At 50.3% G+C, this 21,063-nt stretch carries 22 protein-coding genes and 1 tRNA gene; 8 read left to right on the top strand and 15 right to left on the bottom strand.

Annotated features, from left to right (window positions below; translation table 11 throughout):
* Positions 1–160 precede the first annotated feature (160 nt).
* A complete protein-coding gene (locus tag PsW74_RS00650; RefSeq protein ID WP_063290268.1) occupies positions 161–1,852 on the top strand; it encodes a DUF882 domain-containing protein in 1,692 nt (563 codons plus the stop codon).
* Positions 1,853–2,079: 227 nt separating this feature from the next.
* On the opposite strand, the gene PsW74_RS00655 is transcribed toward PsW74_RS00650, so the two are convergent.
* Positions 2,080–2,346, bottom strand: a complete 267-nt coding sequence (locus tag PsW74_RS00655) for a DUF2312 domain-containing protein (RefSeq protein ID WP_057462047.1) — start codon at positions 2,344–2,346, stop codon at positions 2,080–2,082.
* Positions 2,347–3,348: 1,002 nt separating this feature from the next.
* Between PsW74_RS00655 and PsW74_RS00660 the strand changes: the two genes are divergently transcribed.
* Positions 3,349–3,834, top strand: coding sequence for a DUF1036 domain-containing protein (locus PsW74_RS00660; protein WP_208860363.1), 486 nt, complete (start codon positions 3,349–3,351; stop codon positions 3,832–3,834).
* A complete protein-coding gene (pyk, locus tag PsW74_RS00665; RefSeq protein ID WP_057462049.1) occupies positions 3,831–5,261 on the top strand; it encodes a pyruvate kinase in 1,431 nt (476 codons plus the stop codon). The genes PsW74_RS00660 and pyk overlap by 4 nt, the downstream gene beginning before the upstream one ends.
* Before the next feature lie 123 nt (positions 5,262–5,384).
* Here pyk and PsW74_RS00670 read toward each other — a convergent pair whose 3' ends face one another.
* Complete coding sequence (locus PsW74_RS00670; protein ID WP_208987767.1) at positions 5,385–6,320, bottom strand: oxidoreductase; 936 nt, start codon at positions 6,318–6,320, stop codon at positions 5,385–5,387.
* 80 nt (positions 6,321–6,400) lie between these two features.
* On the opposite strand from PsW74_RS00670, the gene PsW74_RS00675 reads away from it, so the two are divergent.
* Positions 6,401–6,940 (top strand): TetR/AcrR family transcriptional regulator, encoded by a 540-nt coding sequence (locus PsW74_RS00675; protein WP_063290270.1) that lies wholly within the window; start codon positions 6,401–6,403, stop codon positions 6,938–6,940.
* Positions 6,941–6,949: 9 nt separating this feature from the next.
* Here the strand turns inward: PsW74_RS00675 and PsW74_RS00680 are convergent, their stop codons facing one another.
* The 4 genes from PsW74_RS00680 to PsW74_RS00695 all read right to left on the bottom strand — a co-directional run bounded on the left by PsW74_RS00680 (position 6,950) and on the right by PsW74_RS00695 (position 8,779).
* A complete protein-coding gene (locus PsW74_RS00680) occupies positions 6,950–7,807 on the bottom strand; it encodes a hypothetical protein (protein WP_208987768.1) in 858 nt (285 codons plus the stop codon).
* A gap of 90 nt (positions 7,808–7,897) precedes the next feature.
* Entirely contained in the window at positions 7,898–8,023 is a 126-nt protein-coding gene (gene ykgO, locus PsW74_RS00685) for a type B 50S ribosomal protein L36 (RefSeq protein WP_054662728.1), read from the bottom strand.
* A 191-nt stretch (positions 8,024–8,214) separates the two neighbouring features.
* Positions 8,215–8,289, bottom strand: a tRNA-Val gene (locus PsW74_RS00690).
* Positions 8,290–8,422: 133 nt separating this feature from the next.
* Positions 8,423–8,779 (bottom strand): response regulator, encoded by a 357-nt coding sequence (locus tag PsW74_RS00695; protein WP_008551455.1) that lies wholly within the window; start codon positions 8,777–8,779, stop codon positions 8,423–8,425.
* A 485-nt stretch (positions 8,780–9,264) separates the two neighbouring features.
* Between PsW74_RS00695 and PsW74_RS00700 the strand changes: the two genes are divergently transcribed.
* Positions 9,265–10,080: an N-formylglutamate amidohydrolase gene (locus PsW74_RS00700; RefSeq protein ID WP_082596602.1), complete on the top strand. Its 816-nt coding sequence runs from the start codon at positions 9,265–9,267 to the stop codon at positions 10,078–10,080.
* 23 nt (positions 10,081–10,103) lie between these two features.
* Here the strand turns inward: PsW74_RS00700 and catB are convergent, their stop codons facing one another.
* On the bottom strand, positions 10,104–10,727 hold the full coding sequence (catB, locus tag PsW74_RS00705; protein ID WP_063290271.1) for a type B chloramphenicol O-acetyltransferase: 624 nt from the start codon (positions 10,725–10,727) through the stop codon (positions 10,104–10,106).
* Positions 10,728–11,167: 440 nt separating this feature from the next.
* Here catB and hisN point away from each other — a divergent pair, with 440 nt between their 5' ends.
* Positions 11,168–11,959 carry a histidinol-phosphatase gene (gene hisN, locus PsW74_RS00710; protein ID WP_063290272.1) on the top strand — a complete coding sequence of 264 codons (792 nt, stop codon included), beginning with the start codon at positions 11,168–11,170 and terminating at the stop codon, positions 11,957–11,959.
* On the opposite strand, the gene PsW74_RS00715 is transcribed toward hisN, so the two are convergent.
* Positions 11,956–12,897, bottom strand: coding sequence for an alpha/beta hydrolase (locus PsW74_RS00715; protein WP_063290273.1), 942 nt, complete (start codon positions 12,895–12,897; stop codon positions 11,956–11,958). The genes hisN and PsW74_RS00715 overlap by 4 nt on opposite strands.
* A 117-nt stretch (positions 12,898–13,014) precedes the next feature.
* On the opposite strand from PsW74_RS00715, the gene PsW74_RS00720 reads away from it, so the two are divergent.
* Complete coding sequence (locus PsW74_RS00720; RefSeq protein WP_063290274.1) at positions 13,015–13,653, top strand: pyridoxamine 5'-phosphate oxidase family protein; 639 nt, start codon at positions 13,015–13,017, stop codon at positions 13,651–13,653.
* An 81-nt stretch (positions 13,654–13,734) separates the two neighbouring features.
* Here PsW74_RS00720 and PsW74_RS00725 read toward each other — a convergent pair whose 3' ends face one another.
* Complete coding sequence (locus tag PsW74_RS00725; RefSeq protein WP_063290275.1) at positions 13,735–14,103, bottom strand: hypothetical protein; 369 nt, start codon at positions 14,101–14,103, stop codon at positions 13,735–13,737.
* 343 nt (positions 14,104–14,446) lie between these two features.
* Here PsW74_RS00725 and PsW74_RS00730 point away from each other — a divergent pair, with 343 nt between their 5' ends.
* Complete coding sequence (locus PsW74_RS00730; protein WP_063290276.1) at positions 14,447–14,911, top strand: Hsp20 family protein; 465 nt, start codon at positions 14,447–14,449, stop codon at positions 14,909–14,911.
* A 626-nt stretch (positions 14,912–15,537) separates the two neighbouring features.
* Here PsW74_RS00730 and PsW74_RS00735 read toward each other — a convergent pair.
* The 6 genes from PsW74_RS00735 to PsW74_RS00760 all read right to left on the bottom strand — a co-directional run bounded on the left by PsW74_RS00735 (position 15,538) and on the right by PsW74_RS00760 (position 20,419).
* On the bottom strand, positions 15,538–16,575 hold the full coding sequence (locus PsW74_RS00735; protein ID WP_063290277.1) for a low specificity L-threonine aldolase: 1,038 nt from the start codon (positions 16,573–16,575) through the stop codon (positions 15,538–15,540).
* Positions 16,576–16,652: 77 nt separating this feature from the next.
* Complete coding sequence (locus PsW74_RS00740; protein ID WP_063290420.1) at positions 16,653–17,510, bottom strand: endonuclease/exonuclease/phosphatase family protein; 858 nt, start codon at positions 17,508–17,510, stop codon at positions 16,653–16,655.
* 133 nt (positions 17,511–17,643) lie between these two features.
* Entirely contained in the window at positions 17,644–18,234 is a 591-nt protein-coding gene (locus tag PsW74_RS00745; protein ID WP_057461819.1) for a DoxX family protein, read from the bottom strand.
* 71 nt (positions 18,235–18,305) lie between these two features.
* Entirely contained in the window at positions 18,306–19,142 is an 837-nt protein-coding gene (locus PsW74_RS00750) for a DNA-binding domain-containing protein (RefSeq protein WP_063290278.1), read from the bottom strand.
* The gene (locus PsW74_RS00755) at positions 19,126–20,028 is read right to left on the bottom strand and encodes a DUF692 domain-containing protein (RefSeq protein WP_063290279.1); all 903 of its coding nucleotides are present in this window, start codon (positions 20,026–20,028) and stop codon (positions 19,126–19,128) included. The genes PsW74_RS00750 and PsW74_RS00755 overlap by 17 nt, the downstream gene beginning before the upstream one ends.
* 97 nt (positions 20,029–20,125) lie before the next feature.
* Entirely contained in the window at positions 20,126–20,419 is a 294-nt protein-coding gene (locus tag PsW74_RS00760) for a DUF2282 domain-containing protein (RefSeq protein WP_057461822.1), read from the bottom strand.
* Positions 20,420–21,063 lie beyond the last annotated feature (644 nt).

Consider the following 21,063-nt stretch of genomic DNA (forward strand, 5'->3'; position numbering starts at 1 on the left):
GTTTCTGGCAAAAAACTTGGATTGTTGCCGTGAAGTCACTAGTTCGCGTTAATTGTAACTAAAGTAAAGGCTCATTAACCTTGTCCGCACTAGATAAAGAGGTGGGGCTCTGGGGTAAGGTTTTAGCCGATAACGCGAAAGCGAGATTCAATTGCGTGACATGATTGCATTCGGGCGCTCGGACTTTGGTAAACGTCTGCCTGGCATTTCAATGCTGGTCGCAGCGGTTCTTTGTGCGTTCTTCCTCACCTCAATTGCTTCGGCCAGTGCGAGCACACGCACGCTCAAGCTGTACTTCACCCACACGAAAGAGCGGGCGGAAATTACCTTCAAGCGGAATGGCCGCTACGACAAAGAAGGCCTTCGCAAGCTCAACAATTTCCTTCGGGATTGGCGCCAAAAAGAGCCAACGAAAATGGATCCTGAACTGTTTGACCTCATCTGGGAAGTGTACCAGAAAGCAGGCACAAGCAAGTACATCCATGTTGTCTCAGCTTACCGGTCGCCTAAAACCAACAACATGCTCCGTAAGCGCTCCAGCGGTGTGGCTAAAAACAGCCAGCACACCAGAGGCCGCGCAATGGACTTCTTCATTCCCGGTGTAAGCACAGCCAAACTACGTGCCCTTGGTTTGCGCCAACATGTTGGCGGCGTTGGCTACTACCCGCGCTCAAATACGCCGTTTGTTCACATGGACACCGGCTCTGTACGCCATTGGCCACGCATGAGTCGCTCTCAACTGGCAAAGGTATTTCCAAAAGGTGACACCATTCACGTCCCTTCCGATGGAAAACCTATGGCGCGTTACAAGCAGACACTTGCTGCTGTAAAACGGAAAGATTCAGGCCGCTCAACCAGCGTTGCCAGTCGTTCCACTTCATCATCTAAAGCAAGTGCCCGGGCAAGCTCGTCCAACAGTGGTGGAAGCTTCTTCTCCCGCCTGTTCAGCAATTCAGACGGTAACGAAGGAAGCAAACCGGCACCAACTCCGGCAACAAAAGCACCAAAAGTGCGTGAGCCAGATCCAAGCCGCCGGGTAGAAACCGAGTTCAACGCTATTCCGCAGCCTAAAGTGGCGTTGCTGGCAACTCAGCCAGCAGCAAGCCCGGTTCCAGAAGCGGCCTCTCCTGCTGTTTTGGCTTCAGCAACACCATATGCAAAGCCACAGGATGAGAGTGAGGCTACGCCTGCACCAACGGAGCAGAATCTCAATCTGTTTGCCTCCGCTCGTCCGCGCATAAAACCGCAACAAATTCTTCAGGTCGCCGCTTTGCCGGCGGCCACCCCTGCAGCTCAAAAGCGGGCTCAAGTCATTCCACCAAAAGTGGAAACTCCGAAGGATGGCATTGCAGCGATCATTGCAGCAACTGGCGAGCAAACACCTGACAGCCTACGTCCTCTTGTAGGCGCACAGCTTGCCTACGCCTCTCCTGCCGCGACTGCAGATCTACCAAAGAGCAAGTTCAACAAAAAAACTGCGCTCTCCGCACAGGCACTCTTCGCAGAGCAGCGTCTGCCAGATTTAATTCCAAAATCACAACCAGCTCAACAGACTGTTGTGACAAAGGCCCTGGTCTACGGATCTCCGTTGGTAGGTTTCCATTCAGCTCCAGAGCCAAACGCAGTGCTGATGCTTGATCCAACATGGACAGCAAGAAACCGTCGTACCATCACGATGCAGCACCCAGACCAGAACCAACTGGCAGTTCTGATGAGCCCTGTAACAACGGTTTTAAAGGACGCTCTGACCCAAACGCCATATCGCTCAATTCGCAAACGGATCAACCGCGGATCAGCAATCGCATGGCTGGACTCAATCTACACAGGCGAGATGAAAGTCTCCTCCAGATAGGCATCACGTTGTAATGAATGCTCGTCAGCACGGCATCAAAATGCCGTGGAAGCACTCGCCTGTCCTCAGCTAGATCAACAAAGCCAATCAGCACTGCCCGCTCGGGCACCTCTCACCACTCCACAAACACAAAAAAGGCCCCTCACCGCAGTAAGGAGCCTCTTTCAGAATTTGTGCTAAGAAGTAGCTCGCGCATACACACGCGTTGCCCTCACCAGCTGGAGCGCTTATGCGTCTTCCATTACTGGGCCAGCCATGCCGAGTGCATGCAGGTAAAGATCGAGGATTGCCTCTTCTTCTTCACGCTCATGCGGCTTACGCTTACGCAAAGAAACGATTTTGCGCATCACCTTCACGTCAAAGCCGTTACCCTTAGATTCCGCGTAAACATCCTTGATGTCGTCCGCGATAACTTTTTTCTCTTCTTCAAGACGTTCAATACGTTCAATAAATGCGCGCAGCTGATCTGCTGCTACACCACCGGCATCTGACATATGAAATCCACCTTACGTTCGTGCGAAACACCATTAACCTTGTTGTCTTGCTGCCAGAACTGAGCACACGGGTCAACCGCTCACGACCTCTTTTCAGCAACCTTTACAGGTTCTGGGGGATGAACTGAATTTCAATGGGAGTATAAAACAGTTGCCTCAATTGCCGCACAATCTATTGGCACTCACCTGACGGAAATTCACCTTAGCATTGTGGCCTGTTTTCTCTATCTGACATTCATTGTCAGGTAGCCCCTACAGGTTGTCACAAAAATAAGTACCGCTACGTACGCATTGATACCGCAGTCAAAACATACTCACAATTGTCCAAAGATAAATCTGCGCGACAAATTCGCCAGCTAAATATATCAGCGAACCAGCCTGCTAACTAAAAGTCTTCACTCGGAAATTTAAGATAACAAATTCGAGATTTCCATTCAGCGGAACATTTGCCTCAATCAAAACCCGACAAAGTGTCGCAGCATCAAGAAACAACTTTCGTCTCCGCTACGTAATACGAGTTTTGCTAATCTCCTGATGCTCATTATTGAGCGGCCCAAACCGGACAATTGTCCGAAATGATGTTTATCTCTTTGTCTTATCTTTCAAAAAATCACAGCCAAAAAAGGGAGGAACTGTGGGAGGTAACACTGTTTTTTGGCTTTTCGCTTGATTCCATGTAGAACTCAGGCCAATAAAGATATTCAGATTCCTAGAGGTAAGGTCCGACTTTTGGATCATATTTCAAATGTTGACGGGGGTCGTCCACACTCATCCAGAGTAAGGGTGGCGCAACCAAAGCATGACATGTCGGGTTTAAGCCAATTCATCATCCTGCCGTTTTTGCATGGTCAATGGTGAGCTGGGGCAACGTTCTTTACTCAGAACAACCTGTATTACCCTTTAGTCGTGCTCGAAATCACGTCGGCCATGGGCTGAACCACGTTGACAAGGGCATCAACTGAACGCATTAAACTGCCGTTTGTAGCTGTACATATGACTGTTATGAGAACATCCAGAAACGACTTCGCATCTGCTGTAATAAACCGTTTTCGGAAAAATTCACTGGCTCTTGCCTGTGTTGCTTTTGGAGTTCTGAGCTTTCAGCAGATCCCCTCTGCTAAAGCGGACTTTCGTGCATGCAATAAGACCGAAAGCACAGTTAACATCGCAATAGGCTACCGCGATGGCGCCGATTGGATCACCGAAGGATGGTGGACCATCGACAAAAACACCTGCGACACACTGGTGTCCGGGGATTTGGCGTCACGCTACTATTACTTGTACGCAGTACAAACGGATCAAAATGGCGAATGGGATGGCAAGGCGTATATGTGTGTACGTCAAAAAAAGTTCACCATTCGCGGTATAGAAGACTGTGTCGCTCGCGGTTATGAGCGAACAGGTTTCTTTGAAATAGATACAGGCGAGCAAAGCAGCTGGACGGTCCAGCTGACGGAGCCGGTAGAGCAAGGAACAGGTGGACGATGAAGCGTAATAGACGGGTCAAAATTCTAGCAACTCTCGGCCCGGCGTCTTCCGAAAAAGAAGCAATCAAAAAGCTATGGCTTGCAGGTGCAGATGTTTTCCGCATCAACATGAGCCATTCCTCCCACGAAGTTCTCAACAATTTGGTTGGTCGCATCCGCGAAGTAGAAGCAGAAGTAGGCCGTCCAATCGGCATTCTCGCTGACTTGCAGGGTCCTAAACTGCGCGTTGGCACTTTCGCAGATGACGCAAAGCCAGTTCTAGAAAATGGCGCAACCTTTGTTGTAGACGCAAACGACGCTCCAGGTGACGCATCCCGCGTATACCTCCCACACCCAGAAATTCTTGGCAGCCTCGAAGTTGGCCACCGCCTTCTTGTAGATGATGGCAAAGTTTGCCTGCGTGTAACTGAAGCGTCTCCACAGCGCTGCGTGACCACTGTTGAAGTGGGCGGTAAGATCTCCAACCGTAAAGGCGTTTCTGTTCCAGATACAGAGATCCCTGTTGGTGCATTGACCGAAAAAGACCGCGCAGATCTTCTTGCAGCTCTCGATGCAAAAGTTGACTGGGTCGCACTGTCCTTTGTACAGCGTCCAGAAGACCTCATCGAAGTTCGCAACACCACTCAGGGCCGCGTTGGCGTTCTGGCAAAAATCGAGAAGCCTCAGGCAATTGATCGTCTCTCTGAGATCATCGAGCTGTCCGATGCAATCATGGTTGCCCGTGGTGATCTTGGCGTTGAAATGCCACTTGAGCAGGTTCCAGGCCTTCAGAAGCGTATGATCCGCGCATGCCGCAAAGCTGGTAAGCCAGTAGTTGTTGCAACGCAGATGCTTGAAAGCATGATCACGTCTCCTGTGCCAACCCGCGCAGAAGTTTCTGACGTGGCAAATGCAGTGTTTGAAGGTGCGGACGCAGTGATGCTTTCCGCAGAATCAGCTGCAGGTGACTTCCCGACAGAAGCCGTTACAACCATGGACAAAATCGCCGTGGAAGTTGAGCAGGACGAAAACTACCGTTCCATCATCCACGCTCAACGTACAGAACCAGAAGCAACCGGCGCTGACGCAATCACTGCTGCAGCTCACCAGGTCGCTGAAACTCTGGATCTGGCAGCGATTATTTCCTACACCGCATCTGGTGGCACAGCACTGCGCGCATCCCGCGAGCGTCCTGCAACACCAATCATTGCGTTCTCTCCTGAAATCTCCACAGTTCGTCGTCTGACCATCGGTTGGGGTCTGCACTGTGTTGCCAATCAGGATGCTGCGACTGAGGAAGACCTCATCGACCGCGCATGCTGCCTTGCAAACACTGAAGGTTTTGCAAAGCCAGGTCAGCGCGTTCTGGTTTCCGCAGGTGTTCCATTCGGCACCCCGGGCTCCACAAACATGCTGCGTATCGCATTCGTCGGTTCCAAAGACGCTTAAGTCGTCAAAGAACACATCTTAAAGCAATAAAAAGCCCGTGATTTCGCATCACGGGCTTTTTTCTTTCAATCGATTAAATGAACTTGCCCCAACGCAACGAACTTCACAAAACACATCCTTGCTTTAAAACGCCCATTTGAAGTCTGTGAGCCATTCACTCTCACTCCAAAGACGGCGAGCAACCTCTGGGTTCAGCGCATGGCTAGCGATCTGCGCTTTTCCAACTGGTCCACCAGTCTCCATGCGCTTTGTTGGGCCATAGTAGCCATTCGGCTCAACTTCCACTCCAGCCGCAGCAAGCACCGTTGGCAGCGCACCTCGCTCAGCAGACTGCGCGAACATACTATTCATCCATCTATACGCCATGCTCATCCAGCCTGTCGGACCTGTACTCTGCAAATTAGTGGCTGAATAACCTGGATGCCCCATAGCTACAAATGAAGCACTCCCCGCATCCGACAGACGTCGCTGAAGCTCCAGTCCAAACATCAAAGTGGCCAGCTTACTTTGCGAGTAGGCTTTCATAGGCGCATAATTTTCACGCATCATCAGGTCGTTAAAGTTGATCTTCCCCATTTTGTGCACAAGGCTGGCAACCACAACAAATCTACCCTTTGCAGCTTCAACATTAGGTTTGAGCAAGCCTGACCATAGAAAGTGCCCCAGATGATTGGTCGCAAACTGCAACTCATACCCATCAACACTTTTCAACTCCGGTGTCTGCATAATACCAGCGTTATTGATGAGAGCATCAATCTTGGTGTATCGTGAAGCGACGATTTCCGCTGCATGGCGAACAGACGAGAGATCGCTTAAGTCCAGTTGGACCAGATCTACTCTTCCTTTCGCCTGAGTTCGCAACGCTTGCTGGGCAGCTGAACCTTTTTCAGCATTCCGACAGGCAATAACAACGTCACCACCTGCTTTCGCAAGCATCCTTGCCGCTTCAAGGCCAATACCGGAGTTACCGCCTGTTATGATATAAGTTTTACCCTCAAGAGAAGGCAGTTTATCCGCAGTCCAGTTGGATACTGCGCTGCTCTTGTTCACTGTGCTCATTAAATTCTCCAATGCGCGGCACCTGTTCGTGCCGCATAATTAAGTTGACAATAATTACTAAAGTTGTCAACTGGGTAAACATGAAAACAAACTTTGATAAAAAGAAGGCACTGGGCGTTTTTGCTCAATATGGCTTCCGAAAGACCTCAGTCGGTGACGTAGCAAGCGCGGTCGGCCTCTCACGCCAATCGCTCTACAAAAAGTTTGGAAGTAAGGAAGAGTTGTTCCAGACCATAATTGAGGAGTATTCTGAAGAGGTTGGGCTCCAGGCACTGGATATTCTTGAAGAAAAGACCAATGACTCCAAATCTCGCATCCTACGCGCTTTGGACACGATCATAGGTCAGCATGTCGATCTGATGAGAAGTTCTGTCCATGGCGCTGAGCTAGTTCAGATGGGTGAGCAGGTTATGTCTGCCGTTGGTAAGGACATCATGCCTCGGGTCATGCTCAAAATTGCGGATGTGATCCTGGAGACGCATGAGAACCGAAGCAAAGAGCAGGCAGAAGACGACGCCTTCATCCTCTACACCCTCGCCAAAGGGCTCTCTCTAACGGTCTCAAACTACGCAGAATATAAATCAGGCATCACCAGAGCTGTAAACCGCCTACTAGACTAATTCGAAAGCTCAGTGATACTGCCCCCACAGCTCCTCACGTAAGCTTTTAACAGCATCCTGAGCATTCTCCAGCAACGGATAGATGCTCAGCACATGCTGAAACACTTCAAGTGCCTTATCGTTCTTTCCAGTTTTCCGAAGGATCATGGCAAAACCTGAGAGCGCAGGATAATGACGCGGCTCAATCCGAAGCACTTGCTCAATGTCAGCAAGTGAACGCCCCAGATCCTCTTTCAAGAAATATACGGTCGCCCGGCGGTTCCACCCTTCCACATATCCGGGATCTAAACGAACAACCGCATCCAGCAAGTCAAGCGCTAAACCGTATTCTTTCCCTTCAATAGCTTTAGCAGAACGCATCATAAGCAGATCAAGCGTATGACTCCCAGACTGCATGAACAGGCTGTGTATGCGCCGTGAGATCGACTGCGCATTACCCAATGTATCCGCATCCCTCAACTCAAGGAACAAGGCATCCAGAAGCTGCCCACGCGTGTAGTGAGCAGGCACACCGTGCCCAGGTGCAGACCGCCCTATCTGAGCAGGACCTCCGGCAGGACCATTAAGAGCAGCCTCAGGGCCGGTATTGAGCTTAGGATGCCCCTTTGGCAGTCCACGAGTGACCTGAACCTTTACGGGACCCACAACAGCCACAACACGCTCAGAAGCACTTAAACGCTCCACTCCCACCACAAGCAGCAGGAAACACGCAAGCGCGACAGCACCATAAGCGCCAACACAACGCCTCAACCTGTCAGATTGTCGAGAAAAAGAGCCCCCTACCGAGAAACCGGAGAGCTGAAGTTGTAGAAACGTCGATGCCCCTATGACGGAGCTGTTTGGGCGAGCAAACAAAAAAAACCGCATGGCAAAAGCATCTCACTTTTGCCATGCGGCTCGCAACTCTTAGAACCAAGGGTTTTTCGCGCTGTTTTAGTTTAAATCAGCGCAGAAAACTTAACCCTGACGTGCTTTAAAGCGTGGGTTCTTTTTGTTGATGATGTAAACACGACCCTTGCGGCGTACCATCTGGTTATCACGATGGCGGCCCATGAGTGCCTTAAGAGAATTCTTAATCTTCATTATCCTACCCCCGGTTAGGGTCAATTTTATAGGGATCCTGAAGTACCACGATCCGCCAGTGAAAAGAGGCGCTAAGCGCCTCATTAGTACAACCTCTGATCTCGCCGCGCTGAATTCTTACGAAGCGGCGCAGGACCAAGATCGAGGTCCGCTCCGCCGGATATACATCAAGGATGTTAACCGACGAAAAATGGTGGGCGTGACAAGGATCGAACTTGTGACCCCTACGATGTCAACGTAGTGCTCTCCCGCTGAGCTACACGCCCGAAACTTTCAAAGAAGCTCGTCCGTCAGCGCTTAAACGCTGCGGTGGAGAGGCGTATAAGAGGAATTTTGAGAACGTGCAAGTCCAAAAATGGAAATTTGCTATCTCTTTCCACATTCACCCCTCAAAACTAACTAAACAAGCATTTTTTCCACTTCGCGTACCAAATCTTTTAAGTGAAAAGGCTTGGAAAGAACCTTTGCATCCTGAGGTGCCTTGGAATCAGGATTAAGCGCAACAGCAGCAAATCCTGTGATGAACATAACCTTCAGGTCCGGATCAAGTTGAGTAGCTTTACGAGCTAACTCAATACCATCCATCTCTGGCATCACAATGTCAGTTAGCAATAGGGCAAAGGGCTCTTCGCAAATACGTTCGTATGCGCTCTTTCCATTATCAAAGGAAACAACAGTGTGCCCAGCCTTCTCAAGTGCCTTGGACAAGAACTGGCGCATGTCATTATCGTCTTCCGCGAGCAGAATTCGAGACATGTTCGACAACCTTAAAACTCCAGGTGCAGCGACGGGGTTCTCTTTTCAGAGCACTCCCGTAAATAAATAGAATATGTCAGACGCACTCGCCCCTCGCAATCCGACAGATTCCGAATACCGTACGCTGTTAGGAACAGGAAACTACTCGGGAATACCTGTCAAAACAATAGGGACAAATGAAACAGGTTCACTTCTAAAGAGACTTCTGCGTCAACTGAGGGTCCAGCGCCACACCGCCCCCTCAAACTACGCAAAAACTCGCGCATCTCTTGCCTATTTCATAAGCAAACTTTCTAATGTCTAGCCCATACGCAGATCTCGTTCTATAGTGAGCGGGATTGCAGTGATTAAGGAATGTAGGCTCTGTGACAGTTTTGGAAGATCATCAGATTAAGGCGATAGCGAACTACAGCAGTGCGCTTGACACCGGAGATCAGGTACCCGCATTTGAGGTACTCTCCCCAGATGAACATTCTGTCCCTTTTATTTTTAACAGCCCCCACTCTGGGCGCGCGTACCTTTCGTCGTTCCTGCAAGCCTCTCGGTTGGACACCACTCAGATCAGACAAAGCGAGGATGCATTTGTCGATCTTCTCATCAAGGATGTCGAACAACTAGGTGCACCGGTTCTAAAAGCCAACTTCCCGCGTGCTTACCTTGATGTGAACAGAGAGGCCTATGAGCTCGATCCAAAGATGTTTGAAGGCAAACTCCCCAAGCACATCAACTCGCGCTCTCTGCGTGTTGCAGGAGGCCTTGGAACCATCGCCCGCATTGTGGGTGAGCGTAGGGAGATCTACCACACGCGTATTCCGGCAGAAGAAGCGCTGGATCGCATAGAGCAAGTCTACAAGCCCTACCACAACACCCTGCGTGGCCTTTTGAGCAACGTACAGGACAAGTTTGGTCTCGCAGTCCTGGTAGACTGCCATTCAATGCCATCCGCCAACTCAAACAAGAACCACGACCCCAAAGCCGACTTCGTCATTGGGGATAGGTTCGGGACCAGCTGTTCTGCCTGGCTTTCATCCTGTGCAGTCGGACTGTTGCAAAACATGGGCTATAACGTAGCTCTCAATCGCCCGTATGCTGGCGGCTACATCACAGAAAACTACGGCAAGCCAGAACGCGGCGTGCACGCGCTGCAGGTTGAGATCAACCGAGCACTCTACATGGATGAGCACACCCACCAGCCACACTCAGGTTTCCACGACCTGCGCAAAGACCTGATGGAGTTCATTACTGCCTTGGTCGAGATGGTAACGGAAAGCTTTACCAGAGAAACTCTGGCTGCAGAATAACCTGCAGCCCCAGTCCATACTGCCTAAAAACCAAGCCAGTAGTCGTAAAGCCTCTCAATATCTGAGGAACACATAAGAGGCATTGCCCCTTTCAGGACTTCATCTGTCCAATCCCACCATTTCATCTCCAAAAGCATCTGAACCTGTTCTTCAGAAAAGCGGGAGCGCACAACTGTTGCAGGATTACCGGCCACAACGGCATATGCTGGTACATTCTTAGTCACGACAGCACGGCTGCCAATCAATGCGCCGTTACCGATCTGCACACCCGGCATGATCATCGCTTCAGAACCAATCCAGACATCATTGCCGACACATGTTGAACCTGCAGGTTTGAAACCGTCGTGAGCTCCTTCAAAAGCAGGCTCATCAAAATAGTGAAATGGAAACGTTGTGGCCCATTCAGGACGGTGTCCCTGGTTACCGGCCATCATAAACGCTGCCCCTGAACCGATAGAGCAATACGCACCGATTATCAGCTTGTCTTGCGTCTCTTCATCTGAGCGTAGGTATCGGGCACACTCATCAAAGCTGTGGCCGTGATAATAACCAGAATAGTAGGAATGCTTTCCAACAATAATATTGGGATTGGTCACCTGCTCCTGAAGCGGGATCCCCTTAAACGGACTCTCAAAGAAATTCGGCACCTTGTTCTCCCCTTGCCTGCACCTCCCTACGACGGAGAACATTAACAACCAGACAAAAAAAAGGCCGCTCTCATCTGGAGGCGGCCCTTAGTCTAGGGAGGAAACGCCCTTCGCGAAGGGCGGCGCAGACACTGAATGTCGCGCTGCAATAAAACTCGCATCGCATCGCAAACACGTCAAGCATTCAGCTCCGTAATCGGGCTGTTCCCATACGAATTGGCCAGTTTGTATCCTTGAGACAACACCCTGATTTTTCAGGGATCATAGCCGTTGGTATGAATTTCACACGATAGTTTAGCAGTAAGTCGTAGACACCAACGCATGGTTTCAACAAGAGCATTTACGAACTAAAACCGGTCTCAGAGCCATAGACATTTGCACTTTTCTAAATCCTGACTATGGTGCGCATGCAATTGACTGCTCCTACCGGATAAATTGATATGACCTCTCCCAGTCCTGATTATGCTTTTCTTCACAAACTTGCTGACGCCGCGGATGCTAAAACCATGCAGCACTTCCGCAGTGGCTACGAGGTCGACAACAAGCTGGACGCAGGCTTTGATCCAGTCACTATTGCGGATCGTTCAGCAGAAGAAGCAATCCGCGCGGTTCTGGAAGCAGAGCGCCCGGATCACGGCATCATCGGCGAAGAATATGGCAAAGTCCGCGAAGATGCCGATAATGTCTGGGTTCTTGATCCAGTCGACGGCACACGCTCTTTCATATGCGGCACCCCGTTGTGGGGCACACTGATTGGCCTCAGAACCAACGGCAAAGCGTCTCAAGGCATCATGAGCCAGCCGTATAACAGTGAGCGCTTTTGGGGCGATTGTAACGAAGCTTTCATGACTGGTCCGCTCGGCAAGCGTGTTTTGAAAACCCGCAGCTGCGCATCCTTGTCAGAGGCAATCATCACTACAACCGAGCCAGCCCTGTTCAATGAAGTCGAGCGCCCGGTATGGGACACGATCTGCGCAGAAGCTCGCCTCACCCGCTACAGCACAGATTGTTACGGCTACGCCATGGTTGCAGCAGCAGGCTTTGATGCAGTCATTGAGACCGGCATGAACACCTACGACATCCTTGCCCTCATTCCGATCATCGAAGGCGCTGGCGGTTTTGTCACCAACTGGACCGGAGGCAATGCAGCAGACGGTGGGCAGGTGCTTGCCACAGGCGACAAGCGCCTCCACGATGAACTGCTCACCAAACTGGCAAAAGCAGCTGCTTAGTCCGCGCTTCCCGGAATAAACGCATCAAATGCAGCCCAGAACTGCTCACGATAAGGATCTCGCTCCATAAGAATCTCATGGCGAGATCCTCGAATTTCCAGAAAGCTCATACCCGGACAAGAGCGGCAGACTTCCTCAGCATCGTCTGTCGAGACGATCTGATCCCTTCCCGCGCCGATGACTAAAGATGGTACGCCGAATTCAATCTGGAATTCAGGTTCTCTGAAGCGCTCTGTCGCCAATCCCATCGCACGGAACCAGCTCACAGTCGGAGAACCCAGCCCCAATTGAGGCGCTTCTTCGAGAATAGCATTCATGCGCTTGAAGCGATCCGGGTCAGACGTGAGCGTATTGCCGTCATAGTCAACAAGGATTTTGTCATTGCCGCCAGGAACAAAAGCGTTCCCCATGCCAACCCAGACAAGCGTCTTGGCAAGCGCACCTGCCATCTTGACCATACGCCCCTTCATAGCAAGGCCGACGAGGGGAGCTGTTAGCACCGCGCGGTCAATCTTGGTCTTCAGCCGCCGGTTAGCATGCATAACCACAGCACCACCAGTTGAGTGCGCCAGCAGGAAGTGCGGCCCAGGACAATCAGAAAGCGAGACATTGTCCAAAACAGCATGTAGGTCCAAAGCGAACTCATCAAAGCTCTCAACGTGGCCGCGCCGCTCGTTCTTTAACAAACGCTCAGAACCACCCTGCCCGCGCAGATCAAAAGCCACCACATAAAACCCACGCGCTCGCAGTTCCTCAACAACCTCAAAGTATTTCTCAATAAACTCAGTACGGCCTTGGACAACCGTCACGGTCCCCTTGAGCGGAGACCCGGTAGGAGCCCAGCGTGCCCAACGGATTTTCACGTTGTCTTCTGTCTGGATAAAACCAGACTCAGTTCCCTCTGGAACCCGATTGAAATCCGTATTGACCAGTACCATCAGCGCGTAACCTCTAGTTCTCTCACTCTCAATTTGATAGCCTTTCCAAGCAACAGGCCGCAACCGCAATTTCTGGAAGTTTTTTCCATCTCAGTACGCGGTAACAAGGATATTTACATGCAAGACACAGACCTAACATCTGTTTCCCACGAGATTACTAGCCTCGCTCAGCTTGAAGAACTCTATGGAAGCCCGAAGCAAATCTCGATCGATAAAGAAGTCGGCTATATTTCTCAGCACTACAAAACCTTTATCGAAGCCTCCCCTTTCTTCGCACTCACAACTGTTTCTGAAGAAGGCACCGACTGCTCTCCACGTGGGGACCCTGCAGGCTTTGTAAAGGTCATTGATGAAAAAACCATCGAGTTTCCGGACCGTCGCGGCAACAACCGCATCGATAGTTTACGTAACATCGTTCAGGATCCACGCGTCTCTTTGCTGTTTATGATCCCTGGTGTCGGTGAAACCATCCGCATCAACGGAAAAGCCAAAATCTCTGCAGACCCATTCCGGCTGGAAGCTCATAAGATAGAAGGTAAACTGCCGAAATCTATCATGGTTGTCACAGTCGAAACCATCTACTACCAGTGTCAGAAAGCCATCTACCGCTCAGACCTATGGACGGAAGATGCGAAGGTAGACCGCAAAACGGTTCCAACTGCCGGACAAATGGCGCAAGCACTGTCAAAAGTGGAGTTTGACGGCGACGCCTATGACAAGGCTTATCCGGGGCGCATTAAAGAGACAGCATACTAGAGCCCAAACACCGAAAGACCTGCCTTGATCGCAAAGAGGCAGGTCAGACGGATAAACAGATTAAAATCTCGGGAATGCTTCTTAATACCCCAGATAACGGTACTTGATGATCCAGCCGCTATAGGCATCAACAACCAGACGCGCCCGGTGCTGCCCCTGCCAGCTGGCTTTTACAATATACACGTCGCCCTTACGCTTTACTTTTTTGAAGTTGCGATAACCCCAGGCCCGTAGACGGCGTTTCACCTGCTTCTTGTTCAATGCATGGTGTTGCCCATGTTCCCAATGACGGTTCTTCTTATAGTGAGCCTGCGTGACCTGAACGCTTACGTTTGGTCCATCGTAGGTGAATTGAGCGCCTGCATTTGCCGGAGCCGCCGCACCAGAAACTCCCAGAGCAACAACAGCTGCAGCGGCTAGTCCGGTTACTTTTTTCTTCAAAGCATTCATCTGTTCTCTCCTTGTCGGCAATAGGGTTTGCCTGAATACAAGGAGAACGTAACAAGGCGCGGATGTACGGGATCAGAAGCGCCTGTTCAGGTTCTGTTAATCTGAAAATGCGGGCATCATTCCAGCAAAAACACCTATTTTGAAAAAAACTCTTGAAACTTATTCGCCCCGTCCCCATCTCAAAATCACAGGCGCCACAGAGTGGGTCTGACACCGCTTAGAACCTTCGCCACGAATGGGAAGGCACTGTAAGCAAAAGGAAATTTCATCGTCCGCGCGCTTTGCGGCGAATGGTGAACGTTGCTCAGATGACCAGTTGGTCACATAAAAGAGGACACATAAAATGCGTCATTTCGATCTTACCCCCCTCTACCGTTCCACTGTTGGTTTCGACCGCCTTTTCTCCATGCTGGATTCAGGAACGGAACAGCAGGGATCAGCTTATCCCCCTTATAACATTGAGCGCACAGGAGAGAGCGCATACCGCATCTCCATGGCAGTCGCTGGTTTTAAGGAAGATGAACTGACGATTGAAGCTAAAGAACATGTCTTGACTGTTTCTGGCGAGAAAAGTCCTGAAAGCGACGAAAAAGAAGTTCTCTACCGGGGAATCGCCTCCCGCGCTTTTGAACGCCGCTTCCAGATCGCCGAATATGTGAAAGTGATTGGCGCAAGTATGGAGCACGGATTGCTCCACATTGACCTCATCCGAGAAATTCCTGAGGCAAAAAAACCGCGCAAAATCAACATCACGGCTGGAGATAAAAAAGAACACAAACAAATTGAAGGCGAAACAGTAGCTCACTGATGTGTATTCCTGAAAAGTGGAAACCGATTTTCAGATAAGAATACGCCTTTAAAACCCAAAGCCCTCGCGAGGACCTTCCTCCCAAACTCCCACCCTCGCGAGTGGCCACCCTTGTAACATTCTAGATTTTCTAATGTCTCTCAAAGATTGATTGGCACGCCCCTGCCAATCAATCCCACTCAAATCAACAGGGTTCCTCCTCCGCAATCCTCCCATGCGGATCTGTCTGGCTGCCTTTCCCCCCAGTAAGGGCCAGACACAATCAACGCCCCGCTTGCCCCAGCGGGGCGTTCTTTTATGCGCGCTTCAGCAAGCACAAAGATACTCTCTCTGCATCTGTTTCTATTTTCTGGAATTACCGCGTTCCCCACGACCACACAGCCACTTAAGAATTATCGAGTGGTAAGTTACACGCAAAATAAGAAGGGTAGGTTAGTTCACTTAAGGCCTTGCCTTGAACCCACTGGACTGACACCGCAAGGGTTGGCCTCTAACACCCTTGCTAACCCCTTGCAGGTGCCCCGCTGGTCTGCGGATCTATATCCCTCCGCAGACCAGCATTCTATGCTGCATTTCTCGACACTGCAATCATAAGACGTAATCACGAATTGAGCAGTCTGCCACGATTACCCGCGCAGATGCATCAGAAACTCGTCAACCATCTCTGGAGTGGTCGCAAAGCAGGTCACCAAGCGAAGGAACACTTCATCTTCTGAGACGAAATCCGCTGGAATATCATAAAACTTCGCACCGGCAGCTTCCAGACGTGCAGCTTGCGCTTTGGTGAACACCGGGAACAATTCGTTGGCCTGTGGTTCAATTGGCAAACGCACGCCTTCAATATCGCGCATACCATCGGCTAGGCGCATGCACATCGCGTTGGCATGACGCGCTGAAGCCAGCCAGTCATCGTCCTTCAGGTAGCCTTCAAATTGCGCAGAAATAAAGCGCGCCTTTGAGAAGACCTGTGCAGCCCGCTTGCGCAAATATTCAAAGCCCTCGGATTCTTCAGGGTTGAAGAACACAACAGCTTCAGCACACCAGCAACCGTTCTTGGTACCACCGAAGGACAGAACATCCACACCGGCTTTCCATGTCATCTCTGCTGGAGAAACATCTAAAGACACCAGCGCATTTGCAAAACGAGCGCCATCCATATGCAGTGGTACATTACGGGAATGTGCTACGTCCGCCAGCGCCTGAATTTCATCAAGTTGGTAGATGGTCCCAAACTCAGTCACCTGAGAGATAGAAACCGCAGCAGGACGGCCATGCATCGGATTATTATCCGGCACCTTGTCCATCGCTGAACGCAGCGCATCAGGCGTAAGTTTGCCATGCTCGCCACCAATACCAATCAGCTTGTTACCAGCTGTAAAGAACTCCGGAGCGTGACACTCATCAACATTGATGTGTGCATCTTCATGACAAAATACTGCCCCGCCTGGCTTCGCATAGGTCGCAAGCGCCAGGGAATTGGCTGCTGTTCCTGTAGAAACCAGAAACACGGCAACTTCTTTTTCAAAGAGATCATTGAATTGCTGCTCAATAGAGCGGCTCAATGGATCAACCCCATAAGCGGTGGCAAAGCCGCTTGTATGGTTCGCAAGTGCAGTCATAACTGCACTCGTCGCACCTGCCCAGTTGTCACTCGCAAAAATCATAGGATTTGAATAACAACAAACCGAGGGAACTCAAGCCATTTTTGGCTTATAGGGCGGTGCTCTCCGCCATAAGCTCTCTAGGCCAACAACACTTGAACAGAGTCTTTGCGCAGTTGATCCTTCTGAGCATCTGTTTTCAGTGTCAAAACAAGCGGACAATGATCAGAAACCTCAGGCTTTTGAAGCACTTGAAAGTCCATAATCTCGTCAACCCGATCGATCAGCATGTAATCGGCAAATTTTCCCGGCTTTTTGTAATGGGAGTTCCGAGTGGTTTCGATCCCATAGTGATTGACCAACTCAACAAAACCATCGTCTTCCAACAAACGAATAGTCTCGCTGCCAGGCTCTACATTAAAGTCGCCACACACCACTCTTAGATCACCGGGCTCAGAAACCGACTGCGAAATATTGAGCAACCGCTTCGCTTGTTCAAAGCGTTCTGGCGTGTCCTTCTTACCATTCAAGTCACGCAGGCCATGCATATGGGTGATGCTCACGGCACGATCTGTTGTATAATCATAAACACGAATTCCATGCGCACTGCGAGAGCGTGGATGGTCTCCATAACTTTTCGCAGCATAACCTTTGTGCACAAATCTTTGCACCTGACCAACGATGGGAAAGGAACGATGCACAAACGTGGCCAGACCCCATTGAGATGAGATAGACTGCTCTTCATCCCACAGCACACCCTGAGCAGCAGGACAAAAGGCGGCAACATGCTCAGGCAGTGCCGCACACACATCACGGAAGAAATTTGCCCGCTGAGGTAAGACGTGATCGCCATCCCTATAAGTCAGCCAGTCCTTATCGCTTTCCGGTGTATGAACCACCTCTTGCAGACAAAGAACATCAGGCACAGCCTGAGATAAATACGGCAGCAAGTCAGAGTAGAGCGTCCCTCCCCAACCATTCAAGCACATGATCTGCAACACGATCTCCCATAGTTCTGAGTGCGCATGCTCCAGTCATATACGCAAACGAAAAAGAGCGTATCACTTCAACAGTGATACGCTCTAATATCTATACGCAAACCCGCAGGTTTGTCAGGCTCTCAGTGTAACCTTATGCGTGGCTCTTAGTGTCTGAAACACCAGTTTCGTGGTGAATGCCAAACCACTTGCCCAGCACCCAGTCCAACGAGAACACGCCAGGACCACGGATCACAAGCACAGTTGCCAGGAAGATCCATAGTGCGCGCTGATCAAAGATCAAAGCAGATGGATGACGATCAAACAGTGCACCAATTGTTGGCATATCAACGCCATGACCAACCACGTCCACAATGGACATAACAATCACGAAGCCAATGAAACCAATGCTTGCGGCACGAGTAAACAAGCCGACAACAATCAGTACCGGAATGATAACTTCACCCCAAGTTCCCAAAAGCACAATCAGGCCATATGGGAAAAACGGGATCTGAGAGATATCGTATCCAGCCGCCTCGGTAATATGCGGCAAGATCTGCGCATATGCACCGGTTGAGGGAAACAAGAACCCGAGCGCACCATCACCAAACTTGGTCAGCGCCGAATTCCAGAAGTACATAAACAGGACGCCTGCGAAAAGAAAGCGCGCAGACAAGCCGAGAAACCAGCCTTCAGTTACGCGCTCCAGCCAGCCAAATACGCCCTGGTATAAATTTACAAGCATTCTCATCGGATTCCTCCTCTGGTGCTTTCCACCACTCGGGGGCCTTACCGCCCGGCCCCTCGCAATCAATATTAAGCTTTGACGTCCACGCTCGCGAACACGCGTGCGCTCAGCAGGCTGCCCAATGCCTGCGACAGATCAAAGAATTTGTAAGAGGATGAAACTGCTTCTGCAGCTTCTCCCAATGTCTTGCCAAAGAACAGTAAATCAGCGAATGCCGCTACGTCCTGAGCCAATCCGGTCAGTGTCACGTCCATATCTGGTCGGCAAATCAAAATCACTTGATCAGCCTCTGGAGTGATGCCTCCCACATCTTCCGAGCGGTTCTGTTTCCAGATCTCGCTAAGCGGAAAACGGGAGTAAATCAGTCTATGTGCAGGGATAGGGGTAAACACCGCATTCCCTAGTTTTGCTGGATCAATCTTGGATAACACATCCGGCGCAACAGGCGTCGCATTTGGCCCGTGGTAAACACGCAGCCATGCCCATTCCAACGCAGCAACATCTTTCAGATAGGGATAGTCCGCGAGTGGAGGAAACGCGCCAATGAACTCAGAGAACTTGCCCCCAAACTCACTCAGTACCGGCTGCTCTGGCGGATGCTTACGAACGAACTCCGCAGCAAGTGCCCGGAAATAATCACGCCCAACCAAATCATATACTGCTGGAAAGTTGGCAGCCATCGCATCAATCAAGCTCGCCATTACGTTATTGCGATAAACGCCATAACGCTTCTCAGAGGGATGACCATCACGCCCTACAACCCCATCGGGCACAGGCACAGCTGGATTCATCAGCCCATCCGAAAACATGTCAAAACCTTGCATGTTCGACTGCAAATCCTGCAAAGGAACGCCAAAACCTTTCAACGCAATCTTTTCCTTAGTGCTATCAGGCGCTTGGGACATGATCACCCCGCTTCTCAGCGGCTTGAGCCTGCGTCTCAATGTGAGATTGTATCACCACATCCGCCTGTTCAGCTTCATAAGCGAGAATTTCCCAGGTCGGAATATTCGCATCCCACTCAATAAGAGTTGGCTGAGGGCCTGTCCGGTCAATTGTCCGCGCATAAAGCGCCCACACAGGATCAGCAACTTTACGATCATGTGCATCGATTAGAAGAGGATAGCCCAGCTCATCTGTTTCTGGTGCATGCCCGCCAAGGTGAATTTCCTGTACGTGCTCAACCGGGAATCGGTCCACATAATCTTCAGGAGAACCACCAGAGTTCGTCGCAGAAACAAAGACATTGTTCACGTCCAGCAGCAATCCGCAGCCAGTTCGTTTTACAATCTCGCGAAGAAACTCAGTTTCTTCATAGGTGCTCTCCTTGAAGATCACATAAGCACTTGGGTTTTCAAGCAACATCTGACGACCAAGGAAGGTCTGCACTTCATCAATATGGTCGACGACCTGCTGCAATGTCACCTCAGTGTAAGGCAGAGGCAGAAGATCATTGAAATACTCGGTGTCGTGTGTTGACCAGGCCAGGTGCTCACTGAAAAGGCCCGGATCATAACGATCAGCGACATCTTTCACGCGAGAAAGGTGCTCTTTGTTCAGCGGATCAGCTCCGCCAATAGACAAGCCGACACCATGAAGAGAGATAGGATAATCACGCCGGATCGCTTCAAGGTAACCGTGTGGAGGACCACCAGCACCCATATAGTTTTCCGCATGAATTTCGAAGAAGCCCATGTCAGGCTTGTCATTGAGAATACGATGATAATGATCAGCTTTTAAGCCCACGCCACCTCGTGCAGGTAGTTTTGCATTGACTCTTTGCGCACACATATCAGTACCTCGTTCTATATTATGACTTCTTCTTAAAGAAACACCGGAGGGGAAAAACCCGCCCCGGTGCAACGCAGTATATTGTAAAGTAAAGCGATTAGTGAGGCAGATCGCGGGAAAGTTCAGTCAAAGAACCTTTACGGTCACCTGGGACTTCAATGGATTCACATGTACCGGTTGGTACGAGGGTCCAAGCATTGCCCTGATAGTCAACAGTGGAAGTACCTGCACAAGTGGTGCCAGCGCCCGCTTTACAGTCGTTTTCACCAGCAAGGGAAACGCCGTAACATTTTTCTTTAGAAGCAGCTTCAGCAACAGTAATGTTTGCACCAGCTACAGCAGCAGTAACAGCGGTTGCAAGTACAGCAGCGGACAACGTTTTTTTGGACATTTCAAAACTCCTCAAATTGAAATTCGGCGATGTGTTCAACAGGTTTGGTTCGCCTCTGAAGACAGTTCTGACAAAAAACTCGATCAATGGGAAATCAAACACATGTTATTTTCACGCGATTAAATCAATAAAATGAGATCATCGTCCTCACAGGTTCGTGAATAGTTGAAATATTATTGCATCTAACTTGAGTTTTAGATGCCAATGCGACAATCGGCCTAATAAAATTAAAAGAATAGAAATAAAGACTTTCTGAAACGCTCTTGCTCTACCCTCTGAAATCTGGCATGTTCGCGACGCGGAAAAGGACAGGAGTGCTGTCCTTATTATCCCGCATGCGTTGATGACAATCTGGAAGACAGCTTCCAAGCGATCCACCTAAGAGATCCACACAACGCAAAAGAGAAGGATGTAGGCGCGTTCCCAACGCCGCGACATTCTCCCCCAAATGTGTGCCATGCGGACATATCGCAATGCACTCGCCAAAGGGGTAAGATAGATCGGAGGAAACTCCGAATGGGCGGCCCTATGTATAAAGAGGCCGTGCTTCATTCGACAGATCCGGGGCAAGCCGTGCCGGGGCTTCGAACGAGCCGCGAGGAAGACCTCCCCGCGACCCGAACGAGGAAGTGACCTTAACCGGT

The organism is Pseudovibrio sp. W74 (assembly GCF_001623085.1).
GTDB lineage: Bacteria > Pseudomonadota > Alphaproteobacteria > Rhizobiales > Stappiaceae > Pseudovibrio.